Here is a 21,436-nt window from a genome sequence, read left to right as displayed (position 1 = left end):
TCAAGCCTCTGGCGATTGCAGCTTGCAGGGTTGCTTGCGGCGGATACGTAGAGGGCGACCGCCAGCGTGATCGATTTCGAATGCCTGCGTGTTCCGGATCAGCTCGCTCAGTTTCTTTGCGCCATAGGTTCTCGGATCGAAATCTGAAGCGAGATTCGATAATTGAGAACCGACCGGACCGAGATGCACCCAGCCATCTTTCGATTCGATCTGGGCGATTGCCTTGCGGATCAGCGGCGTGGCCGCACTTGCGGGCTTCAGAGGGGCGGTCGATTGCGCAGTGCCTGTGGCGCCTGTGGCGCCTGTGGTGATCGGTCCGCCAAGATTTTCGATGGAAATGAAACGACGACAGGCCTTGCGGAAGCCTTCCGGCGTTTGCTGGTTGCCGAAGCCGAACACATCCACGCCCTGTTCGCGGATGCGGGAAGCGAGGCGGGTAAAATCGCTATCGGAGGAGACGAGGCAGAAGCCGTCGAACCGACCGCTATGCAACAGGTCCATTGCATCGATGACGAGCGTGATGTCGGATGCGTTCTTGCCGGTCGTATAGGCGAACTGCTGCTGGGGGATGATGGCGTAACGCGCGAGCACGTCGGTCCAGGCCTTGGAGCGCGGGTGGGAAAAATCGCCGTAGATGCGCCTTACGCTCGCTTCGCCGAGCTTGGCGATTGCCTCGAAAAGACCATCGACGATCTTTGCCGAGGTATTGTCGGCATCGATCAGGACGGCCAGTCGTGGCGCTTGCTTTTCAGCCATCGGATGCTCCCTGGCAACTTCTTTCTATACTTGGTGTGGTTTTTGAAAGTCTGCAATCTATAGTGCAGTTTTTTTGCGGTCATACCTAAGATGACGGTTAACAATTCTTTGCATATTAGCGGATCTAGATCCGAATAACGATGTTTCTATTGACTAACGACTCAGTTGGTAATTTAGTTTTTGTTAATTAATTGGGAGGGAGTTCGGGATGGCGACGTCGACGCAAGGTGCTTTATCCAGCAATTCGATGATCAATGGCTTGCTGTGGAACGGCTGGAGTTGGGATCAAACAAGCCTGACCTATTTTTTTGCCGACGACCATTATGCCTGGACGCAGGAGGAGAAAGACTCCTACGCGAACGCCATCCAGTCCTGGGCTGCCGTGAGCAACCTGAGTTTCAGCGAGGTAACGTCGCGTGCCGCGGCCGATTTCGTCGAGCTGCAGGTCAACTCCGCCCAGATGGTCAGCATTTATAACCAGGCGGGTAGCCAGGCCTTTCACGAAACACCGGATCCGTCCCTCTGGAGCCTTGCGAATTCCAGTCAGAATTCCAGCATCGGTTCCGGCGAAGTCAATGGCGTCTATAGCTGGCAACTAGGCGATGACGTTGCCTGGACCGGCAATCCGCTCCTGGCGGGTGGTTATGCTCTGCGTCTCTTCGTGCATGAGTTGGGCCATGCGTTGGGTCTGAAACATCCGCATGACAGTTTTGGGGGCGTTCCCTACTTCCCGGGCGTCACCTCTTCCACAGATCTGGGCGACAATAACCTCAATCACATGTTCTCGACCGTGATGTCCTACAATCGCGGCTACACGTTCGATTCAAACGGCGAAGTCGTTGTGCAGAATACCAGCGTCATCCCCAAGGCTGGCGTCGTCCTCTGGGATTATGGCTACGTTGTCGGTCCGATGGCGTATGATATTGCCGCTATCCAGCACCTCTACGGGGCTTCCTATACCAATTACGGCGACAACACCTACCTTTTGCCCGAGGCGAATACGGTCGGAGAAGCGGTGTGGCGCTGCATCTGGGATAGCGCCGGCGTCGATACGATGCGCTATGACGGATCGAATGGCGTCATCATCTCGCTCCATGCGGCAACGCTTCAAAACGATGCCGAGGGTGGCGGTGTGCTCTCCTATGCCCGCAACATCTATGGCGGCTACACGATTGCCAATGGCGTCGCGATCGAGAATGCCACCGGCGGCAGCGGTGATGACGAGATCGTCGGCAACAACATCGCAAACTATCTCTGGGGTCGTGCCGGCGCCGATATGCTGTTCGGCGAACTTGGCGACGATATTCTCGATGGCGGCAATCAGGACGCGGCCATCGATACGCTGACGGGTGGCTACGGCTACGACACGATTTATGGCCAACTCGGCGATGACAGGATCTATGGCGACTACCAGGACGTCTACGATGCCGGCGAGGACGACGAGCTCTATGGCAATGGCGGCAAGGACATTATCCAGGGCGGTGGTGGCAACGACAAAATCTACGGCGACGATGGCACGAGCGAAAGTTACACGCTCGGTGACGATGACGATTTCATCCATGGTGGGATTGGCGACGATATCGCCTATGGCGGCGGTGAAGACGATACCATCTATGGTGGGCATGGCAACGATTCGCTCTATGGTGGTCAGGGCCTCGATTCCATTCGCGGCGAAAACGATAACGATTACATCAATGGCGGTAGCGAAGCCGACCTGTTGTTCGGCGGTTCGGGTCTGGACACGATCCATGGCGGTGATGGTGCAGATTTCCTCTATGGCGAAGACGATTCCGACTATCTGAGCGGCGCCAATGGTGTCGATCAGCTCCATGGCGAGAATGGCAGCGACTTCCTCAATGGCGACGGCGGCAATGATTCCCTCTTCGGTGCCGCTGGTGACGACACGATATGGGGCGGCGGCAATGACGACGACTATATCGAAGGCGGCGCCGGCTACGATACGATTGATGGTGGTCTGGGTGACGACGATATCTGGGGCGACAATGGTACGCTCCAGTCAGCAGGTCTGACCGACAATATCAAAGGCGGTGGTGGCAAGGACACCGTCCATGGTGGTAGCGGCACTGACTACATCTACGGCGACTATTCCTGGGATGATGGCGACGATCCCGACAAGTACAAGCTGGGCGCAGATAACGACGTGTTGCTTGGCGAAGGTGGGAGCGACAATATCTATGCCGGAGGCGGCAACGACAAGATCTATGGCGGCGATGAGAACAGCAGTGGTGATGCGCTGTTCGGCGGCGATGGCAACGATACGATCTATGCCGGAATGGGCAATGACCTGATCAATGGCGGCAGCGGCCGCGACTATATGGAAGGCAGCCTCGGCGACGACACCTATTATGTCGACGACAAGAACGATGTGATCAAGGAAGGCAAGAACCAAGGGTCGGATGTGGTCTATTCCGACACATACAGCTTTACGCTGTCGGATAATGTCGAAATGCTGGTCATGACCTATAGCACGGTCGCGGTCCGGGCATTCGGTGGCGATACGAGCAACAGCATATATGGCAACGGTAAGGACAATCTGATCGAAGGCAATGGCGGCACCGATTATCTGATCGGCTATGACGGTAACGATGTCCTGAAGGGCGGCGCCGGACAGGACTATCTCATCGGTGGCAAGGGTGAGGATTCCTACTATGTCGATGCCGAGGATATCAACACGCATCACGGTGCGGGCTATATCAGCATCTCGGAATTTGCCAATGAGGGTACCAGAGACACAATCTATACGTCGACCAGCTTCAATCTCTCGAACGATCAGGACATCGAGACGATCTATCTGCAGACCGATGCCGTGAATGTAAACGGCAACCTCAATACCAACCGGATCGTCGGTAACGGCGTCGCGAACCTGCTCAATGGCATGAATGGCAATGACACGCTTTCAGGTGCCGATGGCAACGATACATTGAATGGTGGCGATGACCAGGATTTCCTCTATGGTGAGGATGACAATGACGTTCTCAATGGCGGCAAACACCAGGATGAACTGACGGGCGGTCTCGGGCTTGACAAGCTTGTTGGTGGATCCGATGGCGACGATTTCATTTTCAGTGCTATCCAGGAGAGCGGCAAGAATAAATCGACCGCCGATGTGATCGTCGATTTTGGCGGTGGCGACAAGATCGATCTGTCGGATTTTGCCGGCAAGTTCGGCTGGTGCGGCAAAGGGGATTTTTCTGGCAACGGAGCGCAGGTGGGCTATGACAAGGTTTCCGGCGGCGTGCTCGCGCGCATCGATGCCAATGGTGACGGCACACTCGATATGGCCGTTTTCCTCCAGCGCCTGACATTTCTCGACAAGGGCGATTTCGTTCTTTGAGGAAAGCCAGAGCGGCAGCGTAAGGTTTCAGTGGCCGCCAGGGATCGGCGCCTTGTGGTGCCTTTGGTTGGTAAATCCTGTATCAGGCGAGGCCGACGGTCCAGGCTCCGGCTGCAGCAAGGGCGCAGATCACCAGCAGACCGGCGAGGTAGGTGCTTCTGGCACCCGAGAGCACCGAGCCCAACCCGCCTGCACTGTTGCGCGCGGGCTTGGGCTTGGCCCATGGGCCAATCACGATATGGCTCTGCTGGCGTTTTCCGAATGTCTTCATATCCATGAAATGACTCTGCTGGTTGGTTGGCGCAACTTCTCCCTAATCCTTTGGTTAATCTGAAAGAATTTCTCCGGCTCTTGTGAATGTTGCGTCCCGGTTCGATACGATAATGGTCGGGAATGGCACATCGGACCGTTCCGGCTTGTCCTATCGCCTGCGCTTTCCGGGTGGATGGCTTGCTGGAAAGATTACATGAATTTAATAGTCATGTTTGCCGCTCGCGGGTTGAAAGGCAGAACCGTTTGGGTTAGCCATGGACATCATTGGCGTGACCGGACGAACGGTTACGGCACGTAAGCGTTAACGTCACTCAACGCGTATGATCGAGCGGTCGTCCGTCCCGGTCTGCGCGACTGTGTCCTGCAGGCTGGGCGACGGCCCGAAAGGACAATGAATGCAGATGCTTGAAACCAATTCCGCCGCTGAAGAGCCGATCATTCGCCGGGTTCGGCATGACCTCAAGCGGCGCATGCTCGCGGTTGCCGCAGTCGAGCGGATCACCCCCAACATGATGCGGATCGTGCTTACAGGCGACGATCTTGCGGATTTCCCGAGTGCCGCGCCCGACGACCATGTGAAGCTCTTCGTGCCGGATGGCGAAGGAACCGCAATGCGGGACTATACGCCGCGGCGGTTCGATCGCGCGGCCTTAACGCTCACGCTCGATTTCGCCCTGCATGAGGCCGGACCAGCCACGTCCTGGGCGCTTTCCGCCAAGCCGGGCGATCAGCTCCAGATCGGTGGTCCGCGTGGTTCAGCGATCCTGTCGGACAAGATCCGTCATCTCGTTCTGATCGGCGATGAAACTGCGCTTCCGGCCATCGGGCGGCGGATCGAGGAGGCGGGTGCCGATTGCGAGATTACCGCGATCGTCGCAGTGACCGATGCGGCCGAGCGGCAGTCGTTTGAAAGCCCGGCCAGGCTTGACCTGCGCTGGGTCTATCGCGATGCCGCGCAAGCCGACGTGGCTGAACCCCTGCTTGATGCCGTCGGGGATCTGGCGCTCAAAGCCGAGAGTTTCGTCTGGATCGCTGCCGAGGCTCAGGTGGCTCGATCGTTGCGGGCGCATTTTCTCGACCGGCTCGGCCATGACCGCGGTTGGGTCAAGGCTGCCGGATACTGGAAGAAGGGCGTGGCCGACGGTCACGAAAAATTCGAGGATTGATGCCGACGCCGGGTTCGTTCGAGCCCGGTGCCTCCCACGCGGGCCTAGGCACGGCTGAGAAGATATTCGCCTTCCGCGCGGTCAAAACCGCTGATCCGCAATCCCGCTGCAAAGGCGCCCAGAAGCCGGTCCCTTATCGCGAGCCGGATCTGCCGCGCCTGCTCCGGATCGTTGTCGAGCAACGTATCGATGTCGCCTGGAACGCGGACGCGGTCGATGATCTCTGCGGGCGGCAGCGCAGTTCCTTCAGCCCTTGCGGCGACCGCTGCCGAATCGAGATCCCAGCGGGCCATCAACCTGTCGGAAGCGATGCCCTGGTTGATGCCGCCCATTTCGCCATAGAAATCGACGAGATAGGTATCCGACGTCGCGCCCAGACGGTGAATGTTGAGCGCGGCATTGACGGCCCGCAGCGGATCGAAGGTCCAGCGGACGGTTCGGATGCCGCGATCGAGGCACCAGCGGCGCTGGTAGAATTTCAGCTGCGCGCCGAGCCCGAGTCCCCTTGCGGAGGGCAGTACGGCGAGCCGATGCGAATGTTGGATATCGGGATCGCGGGTCGGAAAGCCGAAGACATAGCCGAGAAGGTTGCCATCGGCAAAGGCGCCGCCGACCAGGCCGCCCTCGGTCTGGATGACCATCATCAGATCGGCCGGATCGGGCATGTCGCCTTCTCCCCAGACAGCGCGCTGGAGTTCCTCGGCCTTGCGGAATTCGACCATGCCTTTGAGGTCGCGGAACTCGATGTCATTCATGCCTTGAACGTTTCCTCGGTCAGGGTTGCCGCCTTGAGAGCGACCGGATCGATCGTTACGCCAATGCCGGGTCCGTGCGGAACGGGCATGCGGCCATCGACGGTCTCGAGCCTTTCATTGACGATATCGCGATGGAAGTAGCGGCTTGCGGAGGATGTATCGCCCGGTTTGGTAAAGTTGGGCAAGGTCGACAGATGGATATTGTGGGCGCGGCCGATGCCCGATTCCAGCATGCCGCCGCACCAGACCGGAACGCTGAAGGCAGAGGCGAGATCGTGGATCGCCAGCGAGGGGCCGTAACCACCGGAACGGCCGACCTTGATGTTGATGACGCGGCAGGCGCCGATCGTCAGTGCCTTGCGGGTAATGTCGACGGTGCGGATACATTCATCCAGGCAGATGGCCGTATCCATCCGTGTCTGCAGGATCGCGTGATCGTGGATATCATCCCAGGCCAGCGGCTGCTCGACATAATCGAGGTCGAAACGGTCGAGCTGCTTCAGCATAGCCGTATCGGCAAGGCTGTAGCAGGAGTTGGCATCGACCGTCAGATGCGCATCCGGGAAGGCTTCGCGAACCGCCTCGATCATGCGTATGTCGTGGCCCGGCTTGATCTTGAGCTTGATGCGCTTGTAGCCCTGTTCGAGATGGGCGCCGACCCGCTCGATCGTCTGCGGGATCGGCCCGATCCCCAGTGAAACGCCGACATCGATGGCCTCGCCACGACCGCCGAGTATGGTCTGGAGCGGCAGGTCGAGCGACTTAGCCCAGAGATCCCAGAAGGCCATTTCCACGGTTGCGCGCGCCATCTGGTTGCCGCGCCAGCGGGAAAGCAGGGCACCCACTTCCTGCGGGTTCGAAAAACTCTTGCCGATGATCTGCGGCAACAGCAGTTCGCGGATGACATGCATGGCGCCGGTGACGGTTTCGTCGAGATAATCCGGTTCCGGATCCATCACGCCCTCGGCGTAACCCTCGATGCCATTGGCGCGCAGAATGAGGAGCGGGAAGACCTTTTCGGTCATCGTACCGGTCGAAATGACAAAGGGTGTCACGAGCGGCAGGCGGACGATCCTGAGTTCGGCAGAGTCGATTTTCAGCGGTGCGCGAACGGTCTTGGCGTCTGGGTGATTGGCCACTGGGTCCTCCCTCGAAGTTCGGGGACGATAGCTTGACTAAATATTTATTTCAAGATTGACGATGTGAAAGAAAACTGTCACGAATATCGCATTCATCTTGGGGAAGGCGATCTTGGCCGAACAGGACCAGAGCAAAGATGTGGGCGATGCTGAGGCGAGCGGCGATGTCCGCCAGCGCCTGTCGCGGGCTGCGAGCCTCGGGACGCCGGTGGAGCGGTCGATCGCCAGTTATCTGCTTGCCAACCTGCAATCGCTGCCGTTCGAAACCGCCTCCACCGTGGCGCAGAAGACCGGCGTGTCCGAAGCCTCGGTCGGTCGCTTCTGCCGTGGCATTGGCTATCGTCATCTCAAGGAGCTGAAGGCCAGCCTGCAGACCGATCTCGGCGACAAGGCCTGGCTGATCGGCGACCGGCTCGAGGATTTCCATCGTCGTAGCAAGGAGGGCAATGCCGAACTGGCTCGGGCACTTGAGCGCGAAATGGCGGCGCTGGTGCAGGTCTATGAAACGGCGGCAACCGAAGCGTTTGCGACCGCCATTGCCCGGCTGGCGCATCGTCCCAATGTCTGGGTGGCCGGTTTCCAGACCGAGCGGGGCCATGCTGCCGAACTCGTTCATAACCTGCAATATCTCAGGCCGGGCGTGCATCTGGCCGATGTTTCGGGCGGGCATTTTGCCGAGATCCTGCTTGCCGATCCCGATAAGACGGCGCTGGTGCTGATCGATGGTCGCCGCTATTCGCGGCTGACGCGTGATCTTGCCGTCGAAGCGCGCAAGGCCGGCATTCCGGTGACGCTGATCACCGATCCCTATTGCGACTGGGCGCATGACTGCGTTGACGAGATCTTCGCGGTCCAGACCGATCTCAACCATTTCTGGGATACGACCGCGGCGATGTCTTCGTTGATCGGCCTGATGGTCAACGGCGTTTTCCGCGAGCTCGGCGCCGGCGTTGAAGACCGGATGGCGCGCATCTCCACGCTTTATGGACGCTTCATCGGTCATACCGACGGGTCGCGCCCATGATCATGACTGACCAACTACGCACAATCAAAACAAACAAGAGGAGAACATGATGTCCTATTTCTTTCGCAAGATGATCGTCGCTGCCGGCGTCAGCATGGCCGCCATGATGGCGCAGGCAGGTCATGCCTGGTCGCAGGAGGCCACCTTCGTGCTCGCAACGGCCGAAGTCGGCACGCCGACCTATAACCCGATCAAGGCATCCAACCTGAACGTTGCCACGACGCTGATCTTCGACCGGCTCGTGACCCAGGCTGCAGACCTCTCCTATCACCCGGGTCTCGCCGAAAGCTGGGAAGAAGCGCCCGACGGGATGGCCTGGACCTTCCACCTCAAGAAGGGTGTTACGTTCCACAATGGCGAACCCTTCAATGCCAACACCGTCGCCAAGTGGCTCGAACTCTTCAAGAAGAGCGAAAACGCCTACATGACGGAAGCCGTTGCCAAGGTCGAAGTCGTCGATGACTCTACGGTCAAGCTGGTCATGTCGCGGCCGGAGCCGAACCTGATCTACAATTTCTCCTCAACCTTCATGAGCGTAATCGAGCCGAAGTCGTTCGAGGCTCTGGGCGACAATTACGGTGTGACCGAAGTCTACGGCACCGGCCCCTTCAAGCTCGAATCCTTCGAAATCGGCAAGGAAACCGTTCTGGTTCGCAATGACGATTACAAGTGGGGTTCGCCGCTCGCCAAGAACCAGGGTCCCGCCAAGATCGCCAAGCTGACGATCCGCGAAATCTCCGAAGACTCGACTGCGTTTCTCGAACTGAAGACGGGCGGTGTCGATCTCCTGTTCAGCGTGCCGTCCGATCTGCTGAACGAAGTGAAGGCTGAAACGAGCCTGACCGTTCTGACCCGTCCGGGCCAGGACGTCTATTACATGCCGATCAACGTGACGAAGGAGCCCTTCACCGATATCAAGGTGCGTGAAGCCGTCTCCAAGGCGATCAATCAGAAGGAAATTCTGGCTTCGGTCTTCGGTGGCATCGGCAGCGTGGCGGATACGTTCCTGATCTCGGCTCTGCCGGAATCAAAGGTCTCCGACAAGGCCAAGATCAGCTACGATCCGGATCGCGCCAACGCACTTCTCGATGAAGCCGGCTGGGCAAAGGGTGCCGATGGCGTTCGTGTCAAGGATGGCAAGCCGCTCAAGGTTACACTCTGGACCCAGAGCGACTCGATCTTCCGCCGTCTGACGGAAGTCGTCCAGGCCCAGCTCAAGGCCGTCGGCGTCGATAGCGAAATCACGACCTTCGACAGTTCTGCCATTCGCGACCAGTACAAGAGCGGACAGCAGCAGCTCGCCGTTCGTTCCTACAACTGGGACAATGCCGATATCGTCGACTGGTTCTTCGGTGGCGACCGCCTCGGCTATCCGAACGTGTCGATGTTCAACGATCCCAAGGCTGAAGAGCTGCGCACGGCGGCGATGAAGGGCTCCAAGAACATGGCGGAGCGCGTGAAGAACTTCACCGCCTATCATGAGTATGTCCTGACGCAGTTCCCGATGGCACCGATCTATCAGCCGGTCACCATCGTCGGCTACAACAAGGATCGGCTCACTTTCCCTGCTGAACTCAATGCTTCCACGGTCGGCGCCATCGCCGTCATGGATATGGAGGTGAAGGACTAAGGATCAGGAAACGCGGGAGACATCGACATCATGCTCGCTTACGCCATTCGACGGACGCTGATGCTCGTGCCGGTGTTTCTCGCCGTTTCGCTGATCATCTTCCTGATCCTGCATCTCATCCCGGGCGACCCGATCGACAACCTCCTAAAGGTCGGGTCCTCACCCCAGGCGCGTGCCGAAATGGAAGCCCGCTACGGGCTCGATAAGCCGCTGCCGCTGCAATATGTCCTCTGGCTCGGGCGCCTGTTCACCGGCGATCTCGGCACCGCCATCATCGCGCGCCGACCGGTCACAGATCTGATCGCACAGGCGCTTCCCCATTCGCTGACCCTCGGCGTGCTGGCTCTGCTTTTTTCGACCGTGGTTGGCCTCGTCCTGGGGGCAATCGCTGCCGTGAAGCGCGACAGTCTGCTCGATCGCATGATCATGGGGGGCGTGCTGGCGGGCTCGGTCATGCCGTCCTTCTGGCTCGGCCTCGTGCTCATGCTCATCTTTTCCGTCTGGCTCGGCTGGTTTCCGGTCTCGGGTGCTCGCAGCTGGTCCTCGCTCGTGCTTCCGGTTCTCACCGTCGGGCTCGGCGGAACCGCACTTGTGGCGCGCATCACGCGGGTCTCGATGATTGAAGTGTCGCGCAGCGATTTCGTCATGCTTCTTCATGCCAAGGGCCTGTCGCCCCTCTATATCCAGCTGGTCCATGTCCTTCGCCATGCGCTTATCCCGGTCGTCACGATCCTTGCTCTCCGCATCGGCTGGATCCTGGGCGGTGCGGTCACGGTCGAAGTCGTGTTCGCCCGACCTGGGCTTGGTACGCTTCTGATCAAGTCTCTCAGCCAGCATGATTATCCGGTGGTTCAGGCGAGTCTCCTGATGCTGGCGATGGCGGTCATGCTCGGCACCCTGATCGGCGATCTCATTCTTGCGGCCATGGATCCGCGCATTCGGGCAGCACTCGCATGAGCTCAGCCACACAACAGAAACCAGCGCTCCTCAGAGCTTTCCGACGGCCACTCGGCATGATCGCCGGCGGCTGGTTGCTTGCCATGGTGTTCGTGGCCATCTTCGCGCCCTGGCTGACACCGTATGACTATGCGGTCCAGTCGCTGAGGGAAGCCTATCAATCTGCATCGGCTGCCCACTGGCTTGGAACCGATGAGTTTGGTCGCGATCTTCTGACCCGGCTTTTCTATGGCGCGCGGACCTCGCTTTCGGTCAGCGGCATCGCCATTTTCCTGTCAGTCTCCGCGGGTATGGCGCTCGGCGCTGCCGCCGGCTATTTCGGCGGGCGTTTCGACCGGTTCGTGACCATGGTGGTCGATCTTTCCTGGTCGTTTCCCGAGATCCTGATTGCGCTCATCCTTGTGGCGATCATCGGCCCTGGTGTCACGGGCACGATGGCGGCCATCGGCGTTGCCTATCTCGCCCAGTTCACCCGGCTCGCCCGCGCGCAGATCATGACGCTGAAAGGCGAAAATTTCATCGAAGCGGCCCGCAGCCTGGGCGCCGGCGATGCCCATATCCTGTTTCGGCATCTCATTCCCAATGCTCTGGCGCCCGTGATGGTGAGCGCCATGCTGGCGACGGGTGATGCCATCATCCTCGAAGCGACGCTCGGCTTCTTCGGTCTGGGGGCACAGCCGCCAACCCCGTCCTGGGGTGCCATGATGTCTGCCGGATCGGCGCTCGTCTTCAAGGCGCCCTGGATCATCCTCTTTCCGGGACTGGCGGTGGCGATCACGGTTGTTGCGATCAACCTCTTCGGCGATGCGCTGATTGCCGAACTCGATATCCGCAATCGCATGAGGACCCAGGCATGACGGCCCTGCTCCAACTTGATCGGGTGAGCGTCGAGATCGGTGGCGTTCAACTGCTACAGGATCTGAGTCTATCGCTGGAGCGCGGCCAAATTCTCGGGCTCGTCGGCGAAAGCGGTTCCGGCAAGTCCTTGACCGCCTTGACCGCACTCGGGCTTCTGCCGCTTATCGGTGGCCGCGTCAGCGCCGGAACGATTTCCTTCGATGGCGTCGATATCGCTACGCTTGGCGAGAAGGGCAGGCGCGCCCTGCGCGGGCGGCGGATCGGTTTCGTGACGCAGAACCCGATGACGGCGCTGGATCCCGTGCAGAAAATCGGAGCGCAGATCGATATCGTCAGCCGCCAACATCTGGGGCTCGATCGGCGCAGCGCACGTGCACGCACGATCGATCTGATGACGCAATTGCGCATTCCAGAGGCTGCAGCGGTCGCCGAAGCCTATCCGCATCAGCTCTCGGGCGGCATGAAGCAACGCGTGGTGATCGCCATGGCGCTGGCCGGCGATCCCGAAATGATCGTGGCGGACGAGCCCACCACGGCGCTCGATGTGACGGTGCAGGCGCAGATCGTGCAGATCCTGGCCAATCTCGTTCAGAAGCGCAATCTCGGCCTCATGCTGATCACCCATGACATGGGGGTTGTGGCCCAGATCTGCGATCGGGTCGCCGTCCTCTATGCTGGGCGACTGGCGGAGGAACGGTCGGTCGGTTCGGTCTTCGCCGCTCCTGCCCATCCCTATACAAGTGCGCTGATCAACTGCATCCCGCAGGAAAACATGGCTGCGGGCAGCCTCACCGGCATCCGGGGCCAGGTGCCGTCGGCATCGGATTATCCCGAGGGCTGTCGGTTCCATCCGCGCTGTGCTGCCGCCGATGCTCGGTGCCGCAGCGAGCGACCGCTGCCGCATCAGCTGCAAACGGATGGCGTCGTGGCATGTCACCATCCTTTCGGAGGCTTGGCATGAATGAGACCTTTGTCCGGATCGAGGGGCTTTCGAAGCGTTTTTCGGCAAGCGCAGGCCTGTTTTCGCGACCGAGAAGCCTGATGGCGGTTCGAGACGTGTCGCTGGATATCAAGCGTGGCGAAGTTGTCGGTATCGTCGGGGAATCCGGCTGCGGCAAATCTACCCTTGCACGTCTGGTCCTCCGGCTGATCGAACCGACGTCTGGCTCCGTCACGCTCGATGGAACCGAACTCGGGAAGCTTTCGGCATCGGAACTTCGCCTGATGCGGCGACGCATGGCCATGGTGTTCCAGGATCCCTATTCGTCGCTCGATCCGCGCTACACGATCGCTGAAGTACTTTCCGAACCCTTCCGGGTGCAGGGGCACAAGGTTACGACTGATGCGATCGGCGCCATGCTGGAAGCCGTCGGACTTCCCGCTGCGACCGCTCAACGCCATCCGCACCAGTTGTCCGGCGGCCAGAGGCAGCGTGTCGGTATAGCGCGTGCGCTTGCGCTCTCTCCGGATTTCGTCGTGCTTGATGAGCCGACCGCGTCGCTCGACGTTTCGATCCAGGCGCAGATCATCGAGCTCCTGTCCGGTCTCAGGCAGACGCTCGGCCTTACTTACCTGTTCATTTCGCATGATCTCGGTCTGGTGCGCTACTTCTGCGATCGGATCGTGGTCATGTATCTGGGCTCGGTGGTCGAGATCCTGCCGGATGCGAAAACGGAGCCGCGTCATCCCTATACGCACGCGCTGATGGATTCGGTTTTCGCCCCGGATCCGACGCTGCGGCGCTCGATCGCACCGCTCAGCGGTGAAATACCAAGCCCGTTCAATCTCCCGCCCGGCTGTCCCTTCGCGTCTCGTTGCGAGCGCAAGACGGATCGCTGCCTGTCCCAACGCCCGGATCTGGCGCAGGCCGATGGCCATGCGCTTGCCTGTTTTAATCCTTTATGAGGTATTGCCTTGGCCTTCCATGTTCTGACCGCCGAATTTGTCCATGAAAGCAACAATTTCAAGAAAGGGACGACGGGGCTTGCCGATTTTCGCGACAGCGCGCTTGATCTCGGCCAGGCGGCCATCGACCGTTTCGGCGATGTCAATGCCGAGCTGGCCGGCTTCCGGGATGCCGGAAAGGAAGCCGGATGGACGATGACCCATGTCGTCTCCGCCCATGCAACGCCGGGGGCACCTGTATCGCGTGAGGCATTCGATCATATTGCGGGCCTGATCTGCGAGGCAGCGCAGACCCATCGTGACAGTCTCGACGGCATCCTGCTGGCACTCCATGGCGCGATGGTGCCGGAATTCTGCGACGATGGCGAAGGTGAATTGCTGACGCGTCTGCGCGCCATCGTCGGGCCGGATCTGCCGATCGCGATCACGCTCGACCTGCATGCGATCGTGACGTCGAAAATGGTCGCGCTCGCGCCGGTCTATGTCTCCTACAAGACCTATCCGCATGTCGACATGCGCGAAACGGGACGCATGGCCGGCCGACTTCTCGACCGGGTCATGCGTGGCGAGGTCAAGCCGGTAACGCTTTGCACCCGCTTGCCGATGCTCGAAGAAGCCAATTCCGGTCGAACGGATGTCGAGCAGACACTCGCGCTTTACGAAAGCACCCGCCGCTACGAAACCGAACCCGGCATTCTTGCCGTGTCCATCAACGCCTGCTTTGCGGAAGCCGATGTCGTCGAAACCGGCGTGACCGTTCTCGTGACCTATGACACCGGAACCGAAGGGGCGGAAGCACGCGCCAAAGCGATCGCCGACAGCATTGCCGATACGATCTGGAAACAGCGCGGCCAGGTTTCCAACCAGTTCCTGACGCCGGCAGAAGCTGCAGCCCAGGCGCGCGATTTCGATTATTCCAAGGGCCCGCTGGTGATTGCAGACTATGCCGACAATCCCGGAGCCGGCGCCTATGGCGATGCGCCCGGTCTTCTCAAGGCCCTGATCGAAGCCGGAGCAACCGGTGGCGCCTTTGCGCCGATGATCGACCCGGAAGCTGCGGCCATCCTTCATCAGGGCAAGGTCGGCGATGTGGTGACGATCGAACTCGGCGGCAAGCAGGATCCGACCTTCGGTGGCGGGCCGCTGCGGCTCGAGGGCAAGATCATTCATCTGTCCGATGGTTCCTATACGGGCAAGGGTCCAATTCTCGGCGGTATCACCCACAGTTTCGGGCCGACGGCGGTGTTCCGCACCCATGGGATCGATGTGCTGGTGGTGACGATTTCGGGCCAGATGCTCGATCTCGAACAGGTGCGCGCCTTCGGCATCGAACCGACCGAGCAGCGTTTCCTGGTGGTCAAGTCGATGCAGCATTTCCGCGCCGATTTCGAACCGGTGGCGGGCAAGGTCATCGTTGCCGATAGTGGCGCGCTTGCGACCCCACAGGCGCATCTTCGCCCCTATCGCAAAGTGCCGCGGCCAATGTGGCCGCTGGATCGCGAGTTCGAGCGATAGGGCGAAGCCAGCCATCCAAACTGTCAGTCAAGGCCGGTCGTCTCAACGTGACGGCCGGTTTTTGTTGCAGGAACGCGACAACCTGCCTTTATCACCGTCTTCTCACGGATGGACGTAACACGGCACGCCGTGGCTTATCTCCCGCACGGACCCAGGTCGGGTTCAACACCAGGGAGGAATACCATGCTGCACCAGAAAATCGTCGAAACCCCGTTCAAGACCCGCTATGGCAATTTCATCGGCGGCGAATGGGTCGAACCGGTTGACGGCCGCTATTTCGACAATACGACGCCGGTGACCGGCGGCAAGCTGTGCGAAGTCGCCCGTTCCAACGAAAAGGATATCGAACTCGCTCTTGATGCCGCCCATGCGGCGAAGGACAAGTGGGGCCGCACCTCGGTGGCCGAACGCGCGCTGCTGCTCAATCGTGTCGCCGATCGTATGGAGGCCAATCTCCAGCTGCTCGCTCAAGCCGAAACCTGGGACAACGGCAAGCCGCTGCGCGAAACCATGGCGGCCGATATTCCGCTCGCCATCGATCATTTCCGCTATTTCGCTGCCTGCGTCCGCTCGCAGGAAGGTTCGATCGGCGAGATCGACCACAACACCATTGCCTATCATTTTCACGAGCCGCTCGGCGTTGTCGGCCAGATCATTCCGTGGAACTTTCCGATCCTGATGGCGGCCTGGAAACTGGCTCCGGCCATTGCCGCCGGCAACTGCGTCGTCATGAAGCCGGCCGAACAGACCCCGGCCTCGATTCTTGTACTGGCGGATCTGATCGCCGACATCCTGCCGCCTGGCGTGCTCAACATCGTCAACGGTTTCGGCCTTGAAGCCGGCAAGCCGCTTGCTTCTTCGCCGCGGATCGCCAAGATCGCCTTCACCGGCGAGACCTCGACCGGCCGCCTGATCATGCAATATGCATCCCAGAACCTGATCCCGGTGACGCTCGAACTCGGTGGCAAGTCGCCCAACATCTTCTTCTCGGATGTGATGGCCGAAGATGACGATTATTTCGACAAGGCGCTCGAAGGCTTCGCCATGTTCGCGCTCAATCAGGGCGAGGTCTGCACCTGCCCGTCGCGCGCACTCGTGCATGAAAAGATCTATGACCGCTTCATGGAAAAGGCGATCGCCCGCGTCGAGAAGATCAAGCAGGGCAACCCGCTCGATCTCGAAACCATGATCGGTGCGCAGGCCTCGTCCGAACAGCTGCACAAGATCCTGTCCTATATCGAGATCGGCACCCAGGAAGGCGCCAAGGTTCTGACCGGTGGTGAGCGCAACCTGCTGTCGGGCGACCTTGAGCATGGCTTCTACGTCAAGCCGACGGTCTTTGAGGGCCATAACAAGATGCGGATCTTCCAGGAAGAAATCTTCGGGCCGGTCGTTTCGGTCACCACCTTCAAGGACGATGCCGAGGCGCTCGAAATCGCCAACGACACGCTCTATGGTCTGGGTGCCGGCGTCTGGAGCCGCGATGCCAACCGTTGCTACCAGTTCGGCCGTTCCATCCAGGCCGGTCGCGTCTGGGTCAACAACTACCATGCCTATCCTGCCCACGCTGCTTTCGGCGGCTACAAGCAGTCGGGTATTGGCCGCGAGACCCACAAGATGATGCTCGACCATTACCAGCAGACCAAGAACATGCTGGTTTCCTATTCGCCCAACGCGCTTGGCTTCTTCTGAGACGAGGCGGTCATCCACCGCTTCACGCAATGAAGATATCAGCAACGACAGGCTCCCGGTTCTCCGGGGGCCTTTTTCGCGGAGAAAAGCACATGCCTGTCACGATCGACAAGGAAATGGTCACGGCAACGCCGGCGGCACTCGACCTGATCCGGGAAATCCAGCGCGACCATCCCGATATTCTCTTTCATCAGTCGGGCGGCTGTTGTGACGGTTCATCGCCGATGTGCTACCCGGCCGATGATTTCATCGTCGGAGATAGCGATGTGCTTTTGGGACATATCGGCGGCGTGCCCTTCTATATCGGTGCGGCCCAATATGAGGTCTGGAAACAGAGCGAACTTCTGATCGATGTCGTGGAGGGACGCGGTGGCATGTTCTCGCTCGACAATGGTCGCGAGAAACGGTTTCTGGTGCGATCCCGGGTCTGCAGCCTGCCATAAAGACGGAGAAACCCCTGCCACAGCAGGCTGCGACGCCTGCTTAAAGGGTGGCTTCGGTTCACACAGACAACCGGATCCACCGTCCTGTCAGGGCCTGATCAAATAGCGCTGCAAGACATTATGCGTCACTGCCTCGACCCCGGCATCCTTGCGGATCAGGCCCGCAAGCCATTCGGCGCTGCCGGCGTGAAACACTTCTCCCTTGCCGCGGGTGAAATTCACCATCATGCCAGCGCCGCGCTTGGATTTTTCCAGCGTTTCGGCGTTGCATTCGCCATAGAGAACTTCGGCGATGAATTCCGCATCGCTGGTGCCGATGAAGCCGTCGCTGACCCGATAGGCGTCGCCTTCCTCGACATTACTTGCCATGCCGAGCGCCAGGATGCTGAGATCTTCGGGAACGGGATCCTCTCCACCGGGATAGGGCAGGCCGTGCTTTATGACATAATCGAGCCCATCGACCTCATAGCCAAAGACATGCGCGGCGGCACCGAGAATGTCGCCGTAGCCCAGTCCAGTGCCGGCAAAGCACCAGTGCTCCGGCCGATAGATCGGAAAGCCGCGGGCGCCGCGCGTCACGCAGCCCGCCCAGCCGGTATAGATGCCCCGCGTGGCATTGAGCCCGAAGGTCAGCGATCCGGGACGGCCCACGGCCTTATGCTCCCAACTCGTCGTCAAAAGATGAGCGTCGGCGGTGCCTGCGACCGGATCTTCCGCGACGGCTCGGTATTTGTAACAGATCTGCCGCCGTCCTTCGTCTTCCAGCCGGATCTGCCACATGAAGTTTCCGGCAAACCGGGCGACGCGGCCACCGCCTTCGACATAGGCATCGACGGCATCGCGCATGGCCCAGCTCCAATATTCGTCATGGCCAGCGAACAGGACCAGCGGATAAGAAGCGAGCAGATCCGGTCGGTAATGCAGGTCAGTCTGGCTTATCACGTCGACGCCATAGCCGTAGCGTTCCAGCCAGTGCAGCATATGCCGGTCATAGCTCGCCCAGCCGGACGACGCATATTTCTTGCTGTGGCCGGTTCTGAAAGCCCATTCCATATGCGGATAGCGCGGCGGCGCCATCAGATCGGGCACATGGTCGAGTGCGACGCGTGGTGCATCCGGGGGCAGGCTGACGAAGCCTTTGGCGAAGGGACGATCTGCCGCGACGATGGGCGAATAGAGGTCGCGGTTGGGGCCCGTGATACCTTCATAATGGTTCGATCCTCCCCAATCATTATAGGCCGACCAGGTTGCTGTCGGCGGAATGAAGAGGATGCGACCTTTTCCCTGTCCGGATGCCGGGCGGAGAATGAAGATGGTCTCTGATGTGATGCGGGCATTTTCCTCCGACCAAAGGATCAGCTTGTAGCCACCCGAGGGCCAGTCGGTGCCCGGTTTGAAAGAGAAGGCCACCGGCCAGCCGCAGCCTTCCACCGAGGCCTGATCGGGCGTTTCGTGCCGTGCGCCCTGAATGCCGGTGAGCGTGAGCATGGCCTGCGGAATCGCGCCATCCCTGAGGACGATCGCCCGCAGGTTCCGCTCGGAACTGTTGAGATGGACCGAGACTTCCTCTCCGGGCGCGTAGGTGTGGCGATCGACATAATGCCAGAGATAGGCGGCGCCCGCAGCCAGATTGGCCGGGCTTTCGAAATAGCGTCCGATGACCGCCTGATAATGGGCATTCGTCGATGCATCCGCCGTCATTTCACTGCCTCCTGCGCGCGGGCAAAGGCCACCGCCTCCTTGATTGAAGGGACCAGCATCGAAACGATCTCGCCCAAAGTCTCTTCGGTTGCATTGTAGGGCGGGGCAAGAATGAGCGTGTCGCCCGCCGTGCCACCGACATTGCCGGTGCAGGGATAGCAGATCAGGCCGCGCTCGAGTGCGCGGCGGCCGATATCGGCATGAACCATCAGGTTCGGGTTGAACGGGGCCTTCGTTTGCCGATCAGCAACGATCTCGAGCCCGATGAAAAAGCCACGCCCGCGAACATCGCCAACCTCGGCCACATCGGCGAGCGCCGTTGCCAGCTCCTGCTTGAGGCTGGCGCCACGGGTTCTGACATGATCGATGAGGCCGTCGCGCTTGATGATCGTCTGCACGGCGACGCCGGCGGCACAGGCGGTCGTGTGGCCGGTGAATGTATGGCCGGTCTGGACGCCGCCATGGCGCGCCATCAGCACATCATGGATATTATCGCCATAAAGCGCCGCACCGAGCGGAACATAGCCGCCGGCCAGACCTTTTGCGATGCTCATGATGTCGGGAACGATCCCGTCCTGTTCAAGCGCCCGCCAGGTTCCGGTGCGGCCGGAACCGCACATGACTTCGTCGCCGATCACCAGAATGCCGTACTTCTGGCACACCGCCTGCATGGCCTTTGCATAGCCTTCCGGGGCGGGAACCACGCCACCTGCGGCCCCGACGACGGGTTCGAAAATGAAAGCGGCGAAGGTTTCGGGACCAAGCCTCAGGATTTCCGCCTCCAGCTCGGCAGCGAGCCAGGGAACGAGCGCTTCTGGAGCAACGCCTTCGGGCGGTCGATAGGCGTTTGCCGAAGACAGGAAGGAGACGTCGAGCAGGCTGCCTTCGAAAGCGTCCCGGCGGGTCTTGAAGTCCGAGATCGACAACGCGCCCAGCGTATTGCCATGCCAGGACCTGCGACGCGAGATGAAGCGGCGGCGGCTCTTTTCGCCGCGCGCACTGTGATATTGCAGTGCGATCTTCAGGCAGCTTTCGACGGCCTCCGATCCCGAGGAGACGAAAACCATGTGGCTGAAATGGCCGCCGGTGCGATCTGTGACGATCTCCTGCAACTGCTCGGCCGCATCGCTGCTGAAATGGTAGCGATAGGCATGCGCGACCTTTTCGTTCTGGATGCGCATCGCTTCATTGACTTCGGGGTGGGTGTGGCCGAGGCAATAGACTGCCGGTCCACCCGATCCATCGAGATAGCGTTTGCCATTCTTGTCGAAGAGATAGCTGCCGGATGCATGGTCGACGCGCGGCAGGCTATCGGAAAGATCACGGTAGTCGGCGGATGGGGTGGCTTTCATTGTCATTCTCATGTGAAGAAGGGAGCGAAGCCCGACCGTCTGGGCTTCGCGATTTGTCTGGTTACTTGCGCGGCAGCCCATAGATGTCGAAGGCAAAGTAGGGCTTGGCAATCCTGTCATACTCGCCGCTTTTCAGCACGGCGGCGATCGCCGCATTCATCTGTGCCAGAAGCTCGGTGTCTTCCTTGCGGATACCCGCGCCGGCGAGGGTCGGGCCATCGGCGGTCACATCGGCCAGCATGCCGAGATCTTTCGCCGCATCGCTCTTGAGGAACTCGTTGAGGGCGACCTTGTCTGCCAGAACCAGATCGACGCGACCCGAGACGAGATCCGCGTTGGCTTCGTCCTGAGTGGCATAGGTGCGGATTTCGGCCACATCGCCAAAGTTCTTTTCGGCATAGTCGGCATGGGTGGTGGCCACCTGGACGCCGATGACCTTGCCCGACATGCTTTCCTTGGTCAGCTCAACCTTGGTGCCCTTCGGGCCGATGAAGGCCGGAACGGTCGAGTAGTAGGGGTCGGAGAAATTGATGGTCTTCTTGCGTTCTTCGGTGATCGACATCGAGTTGAAGATTACGTCGATCTTCTTGGCCTGCAGGGCCGGGATGATGCCATCCCAGGCAATCTCGACCAGAACGCAGTCACGCTTCATTTCCTTGCAAAGCGCCTTGCCGAGATCGATCTCGAAGCCTTTCCAGGTGCCATCGGCTTCCTTCCATTCGAATGGCGCATAGGGCTCCGGCGCAAGACCGAGTTTCAGGGGCTCTTCGGCCCTGAGCATGGTGGTGGCAGCTAGCGAGAGGCACGCGGTCAAGGCAAAAGTCAGCAGGCGTTTCATCGGCACACTCCGTTGGGCTCGATTGCAGTGTTTGCAATTACCCGCGCAGACAAGCACAAGAAACGAGCGATGACAAT

General features: G+C 59.9%; 18 protein-coding genes. 11 read left to right on the top strand and 7 right to left on the bottom strand.

Annotated elements, in window-relative coordinates; all coding sequences use genetic code 11:
• Entirely contained in the window at positions 1-756 is a 756-nt protein-coding gene (locus Q4481_RS11360; RefSeq protein ID WP_304376461.1) for an NYN domain-containing protein, read from the bottom strand.
• Between the two features lie 208 nt (positions 757-964).
• On the opposite strand from Q4481_RS11360, the gene Q4481_RS11355 reads away from it, so the two are divergent.
• Positions 965-4,111, top strand: coding sequence for a matrixin family metalloprotease (locus tag Q4481_RS11355; protein ID WP_304376460.1), 3,147 nt, complete (start codon positions 965-967; stop codon positions 4,109-4,111).
• 82 nt (positions 4,112-4,193) lie between these two features.
• On the opposite strand, the gene Q4481_RS11350 is transcribed toward Q4481_RS11355, so the two are convergent.
• Positions 4,194-4,388 (bottom strand): hypothetical protein, encoded by a 195-nt coding sequence (locus Q4481_RS11350; RefSeq protein WP_304376459.1) that lies wholly within the window; start codon positions 4,386-4,388, stop codon positions 4,194-4,196.
• A 391-nt stretch (positions 4,389-4,779) separates the two neighbouring features.
• Between Q4481_RS11350 and Q4481_RS11345 the strand changes: the two genes are divergently transcribed.
• On the top strand, positions 4,780-5,550 hold the full coding sequence (locus Q4481_RS11345) for a siderophore-interacting protein (RefSeq protein ID WP_304376458.1): 771 nt from the start codon (positions 4,780-4,782) through the stop codon (positions 5,548-5,550).
• Between the two features lie 44 nt (positions 5,551-5,594).
• Here the strand turns inward: Q4481_RS11345 and Q4481_RS11340 are convergent, their stop codons facing one another.
• On the bottom strand, positions 5,595-6,305 hold the full coding sequence (locus tag Q4481_RS11340) for a GNAT family N-acetyltransferase (protein WP_304376457.1): 711 nt from the start codon (positions 6,303-6,305) through the stop codon (positions 5,595-5,597).
• The gene (gene menC, locus Q4481_RS11335) at positions 6,302-7,444 is read right to left on the bottom strand and encodes an o-succinylbenzoate synthase (protein ID WP_304376456.1); all 1,143 of its coding nucleotides are present in this window, start codon (positions 7,442-7,444) and stop codon (positions 6,302-6,304) included. Before menC ends, Q4481_RS11340 begins: the two co-directional genes overlap by 4 nt.
• 112 nt (positions 7,445-7,556) lie before the next feature.
• On the opposite strand from menC, the gene Q4481_RS11330 reads away from it, so the two are divergent.
• From Q4481_RS11330 to Q4481_RS11290, 9 genes are all read left to right on the top strand, one after another.
• On the top strand, positions 7,557-8,468 hold the full coding sequence (locus tag Q4481_RS11330; protein ID WP_304376455.1) for a MurR/RpiR family transcriptional regulator: 912 nt from the start codon (positions 7,557-7,559) through the stop codon (positions 8,466-8,468).
• A gap of 49 nt (positions 8,469-8,517) precedes the next feature.
• Positions 8,518-10,098, top strand: coding sequence for an ABC transporter substrate-binding protein (locus tag Q4481_RS11325; protein ID WP_304376454.1), 1,581 nt, complete (start codon positions 8,518-8,520; stop codon positions 10,096-10,098).
• 30 nt (positions 10,099-10,128) lie between these two features.
• Positions 10,129-11,055 (top strand): ABC transporter permease, encoded by a 927-nt coding sequence (locus Q4481_RS11320; RefSeq protein ID WP_304376453.1) that lies wholly within the window; start codon positions 10,129-10,131, stop codon positions 11,053-11,055.
• The gene (locus Q4481_RS11315; RefSeq protein ID WP_304376452.1) at positions 11,052-11,912 is read left to right on the top strand and encodes an ABC transporter permease; all 861 of its coding nucleotides are present in this window, start codon (positions 11,052-11,054) and stop codon (positions 11,910-11,912) included. Before Q4481_RS11320 ends, Q4481_RS11315 begins: the two co-directional genes overlap by 4 nt.
• On the top strand, positions 11,909-12,874 hold the full coding sequence (locus Q4481_RS11310; protein ID WP_304376451.1) for an ABC transporter ATP-binding protein: 966 nt from the start codon (positions 11,909-11,911) through the stop codon (positions 12,872-12,874). Before Q4481_RS11315 ends, Q4481_RS11310 begins: the two co-directional genes overlap by 4 nt.
• Positions 12,871-13,818, top strand: coding sequence for an ABC transporter ATP-binding protein (locus tag Q4481_RS11305; RefSeq protein ID WP_304376450.1), 948 nt, complete (start codon positions 12,871-12,873; stop codon positions 13,816-13,818). The genes Q4481_RS11310 and Q4481_RS11305 overlap by 4 nt, the downstream gene beginning before the upstream one ends.
• A 9-nt stretch (positions 13,819-13,827) precedes the next feature.
• Positions 13,828-15,333, top strand: a complete 1,506-nt coding sequence (locus tag Q4481_RS11300; RefSeq protein WP_304376449.1) for a M81 family metallopeptidase — start codon at positions 13,828-13,830, stop codon at positions 15,331-15,333.
• Between the two features lie 183 nt (positions 15,334-15,516).
• Positions 15,517-17,025, top strand: a complete 1,509-nt coding sequence (gene adh, locus Q4481_RS11295; RefSeq protein WP_304376448.1) for an aldehyde dehydrogenase — start codon at positions 15,517-15,519, stop codon at positions 17,023-17,025.
• Positions 17,026-17,117: 92 nt separating this feature from the next.
• A complete protein-coding gene (locus tag Q4481_RS11290) occupies positions 17,118-17,468 on the top strand; it encodes a DUF779 domain-containing protein (protein ID WP_304376447.1) in 351 nt (116 codons plus the stop codon).
• Positions 17,469-17,555: 87 nt separating this feature from the next.
• Here the strand turns inward: Q4481_RS11290 and Q4481_RS11285 are convergent, their stop codons facing one another.
• The 3 genes from Q4481_RS11285 to Q4481_RS11275 all read right to left on the bottom strand — a co-directional run bounded on the left by Q4481_RS11285 (position 17,556) and on the right by Q4481_RS11275 (position 21,359).
• Positions 17,556-19,169 carry a N,N-dimethylformamidase beta subunit family domain-containing protein gene (locus tag Q4481_RS11285; RefSeq protein WP_304376446.1) on the bottom strand — a complete coding sequence of 538 codons (1,614 nt, stop codon included), beginning with the start codon at positions 19,167-19,169 and terminating at the stop codon, positions 17,556-17,558.
• Positions 19,166-20,521 carry an aspartate aminotransferase family protein gene (locus tag Q4481_RS11280; protein WP_304376445.1) on the bottom strand — a complete coding sequence of 452 codons (1,356 nt, stop codon included), beginning with the start codon at positions 20,519-20,521 and terminating at the stop codon, positions 19,166-19,168. The genes Q4481_RS11285 and Q4481_RS11280 overlap by 4 nt, the downstream gene beginning before the upstream one ends.
• A gap of 61 nt (positions 20,522-20,582) precedes the next feature.
• Positions 20,583-21,359 carry a transporter substrate-binding domain-containing protein gene (locus Q4481_RS11275; RefSeq protein WP_304376444.1) on the bottom strand — a complete coding sequence of 259 codons (777 nt, stop codon included), beginning with the start codon at positions 21,357-21,359 and terminating at the stop codon, positions 20,583-20,585.
• Positions 21,360-21,436: the final 77 nt, after the last annotated feature.

The sequence above is a fragment of the Fluviirhizobium alvei genome, from assembly GCF_030551875.1.
Lineage (GTDB): Bacteria > Pseudomonadota > Alphaproteobacteria > Rhizobiales > Rhizobiaceae > Rhizobium_E > Rhizobium_E alvei.
Note: the sequence above shows the minus strand (reverse complement) of the source record. Positions and strands in the feature narration are given on the sequence as shown.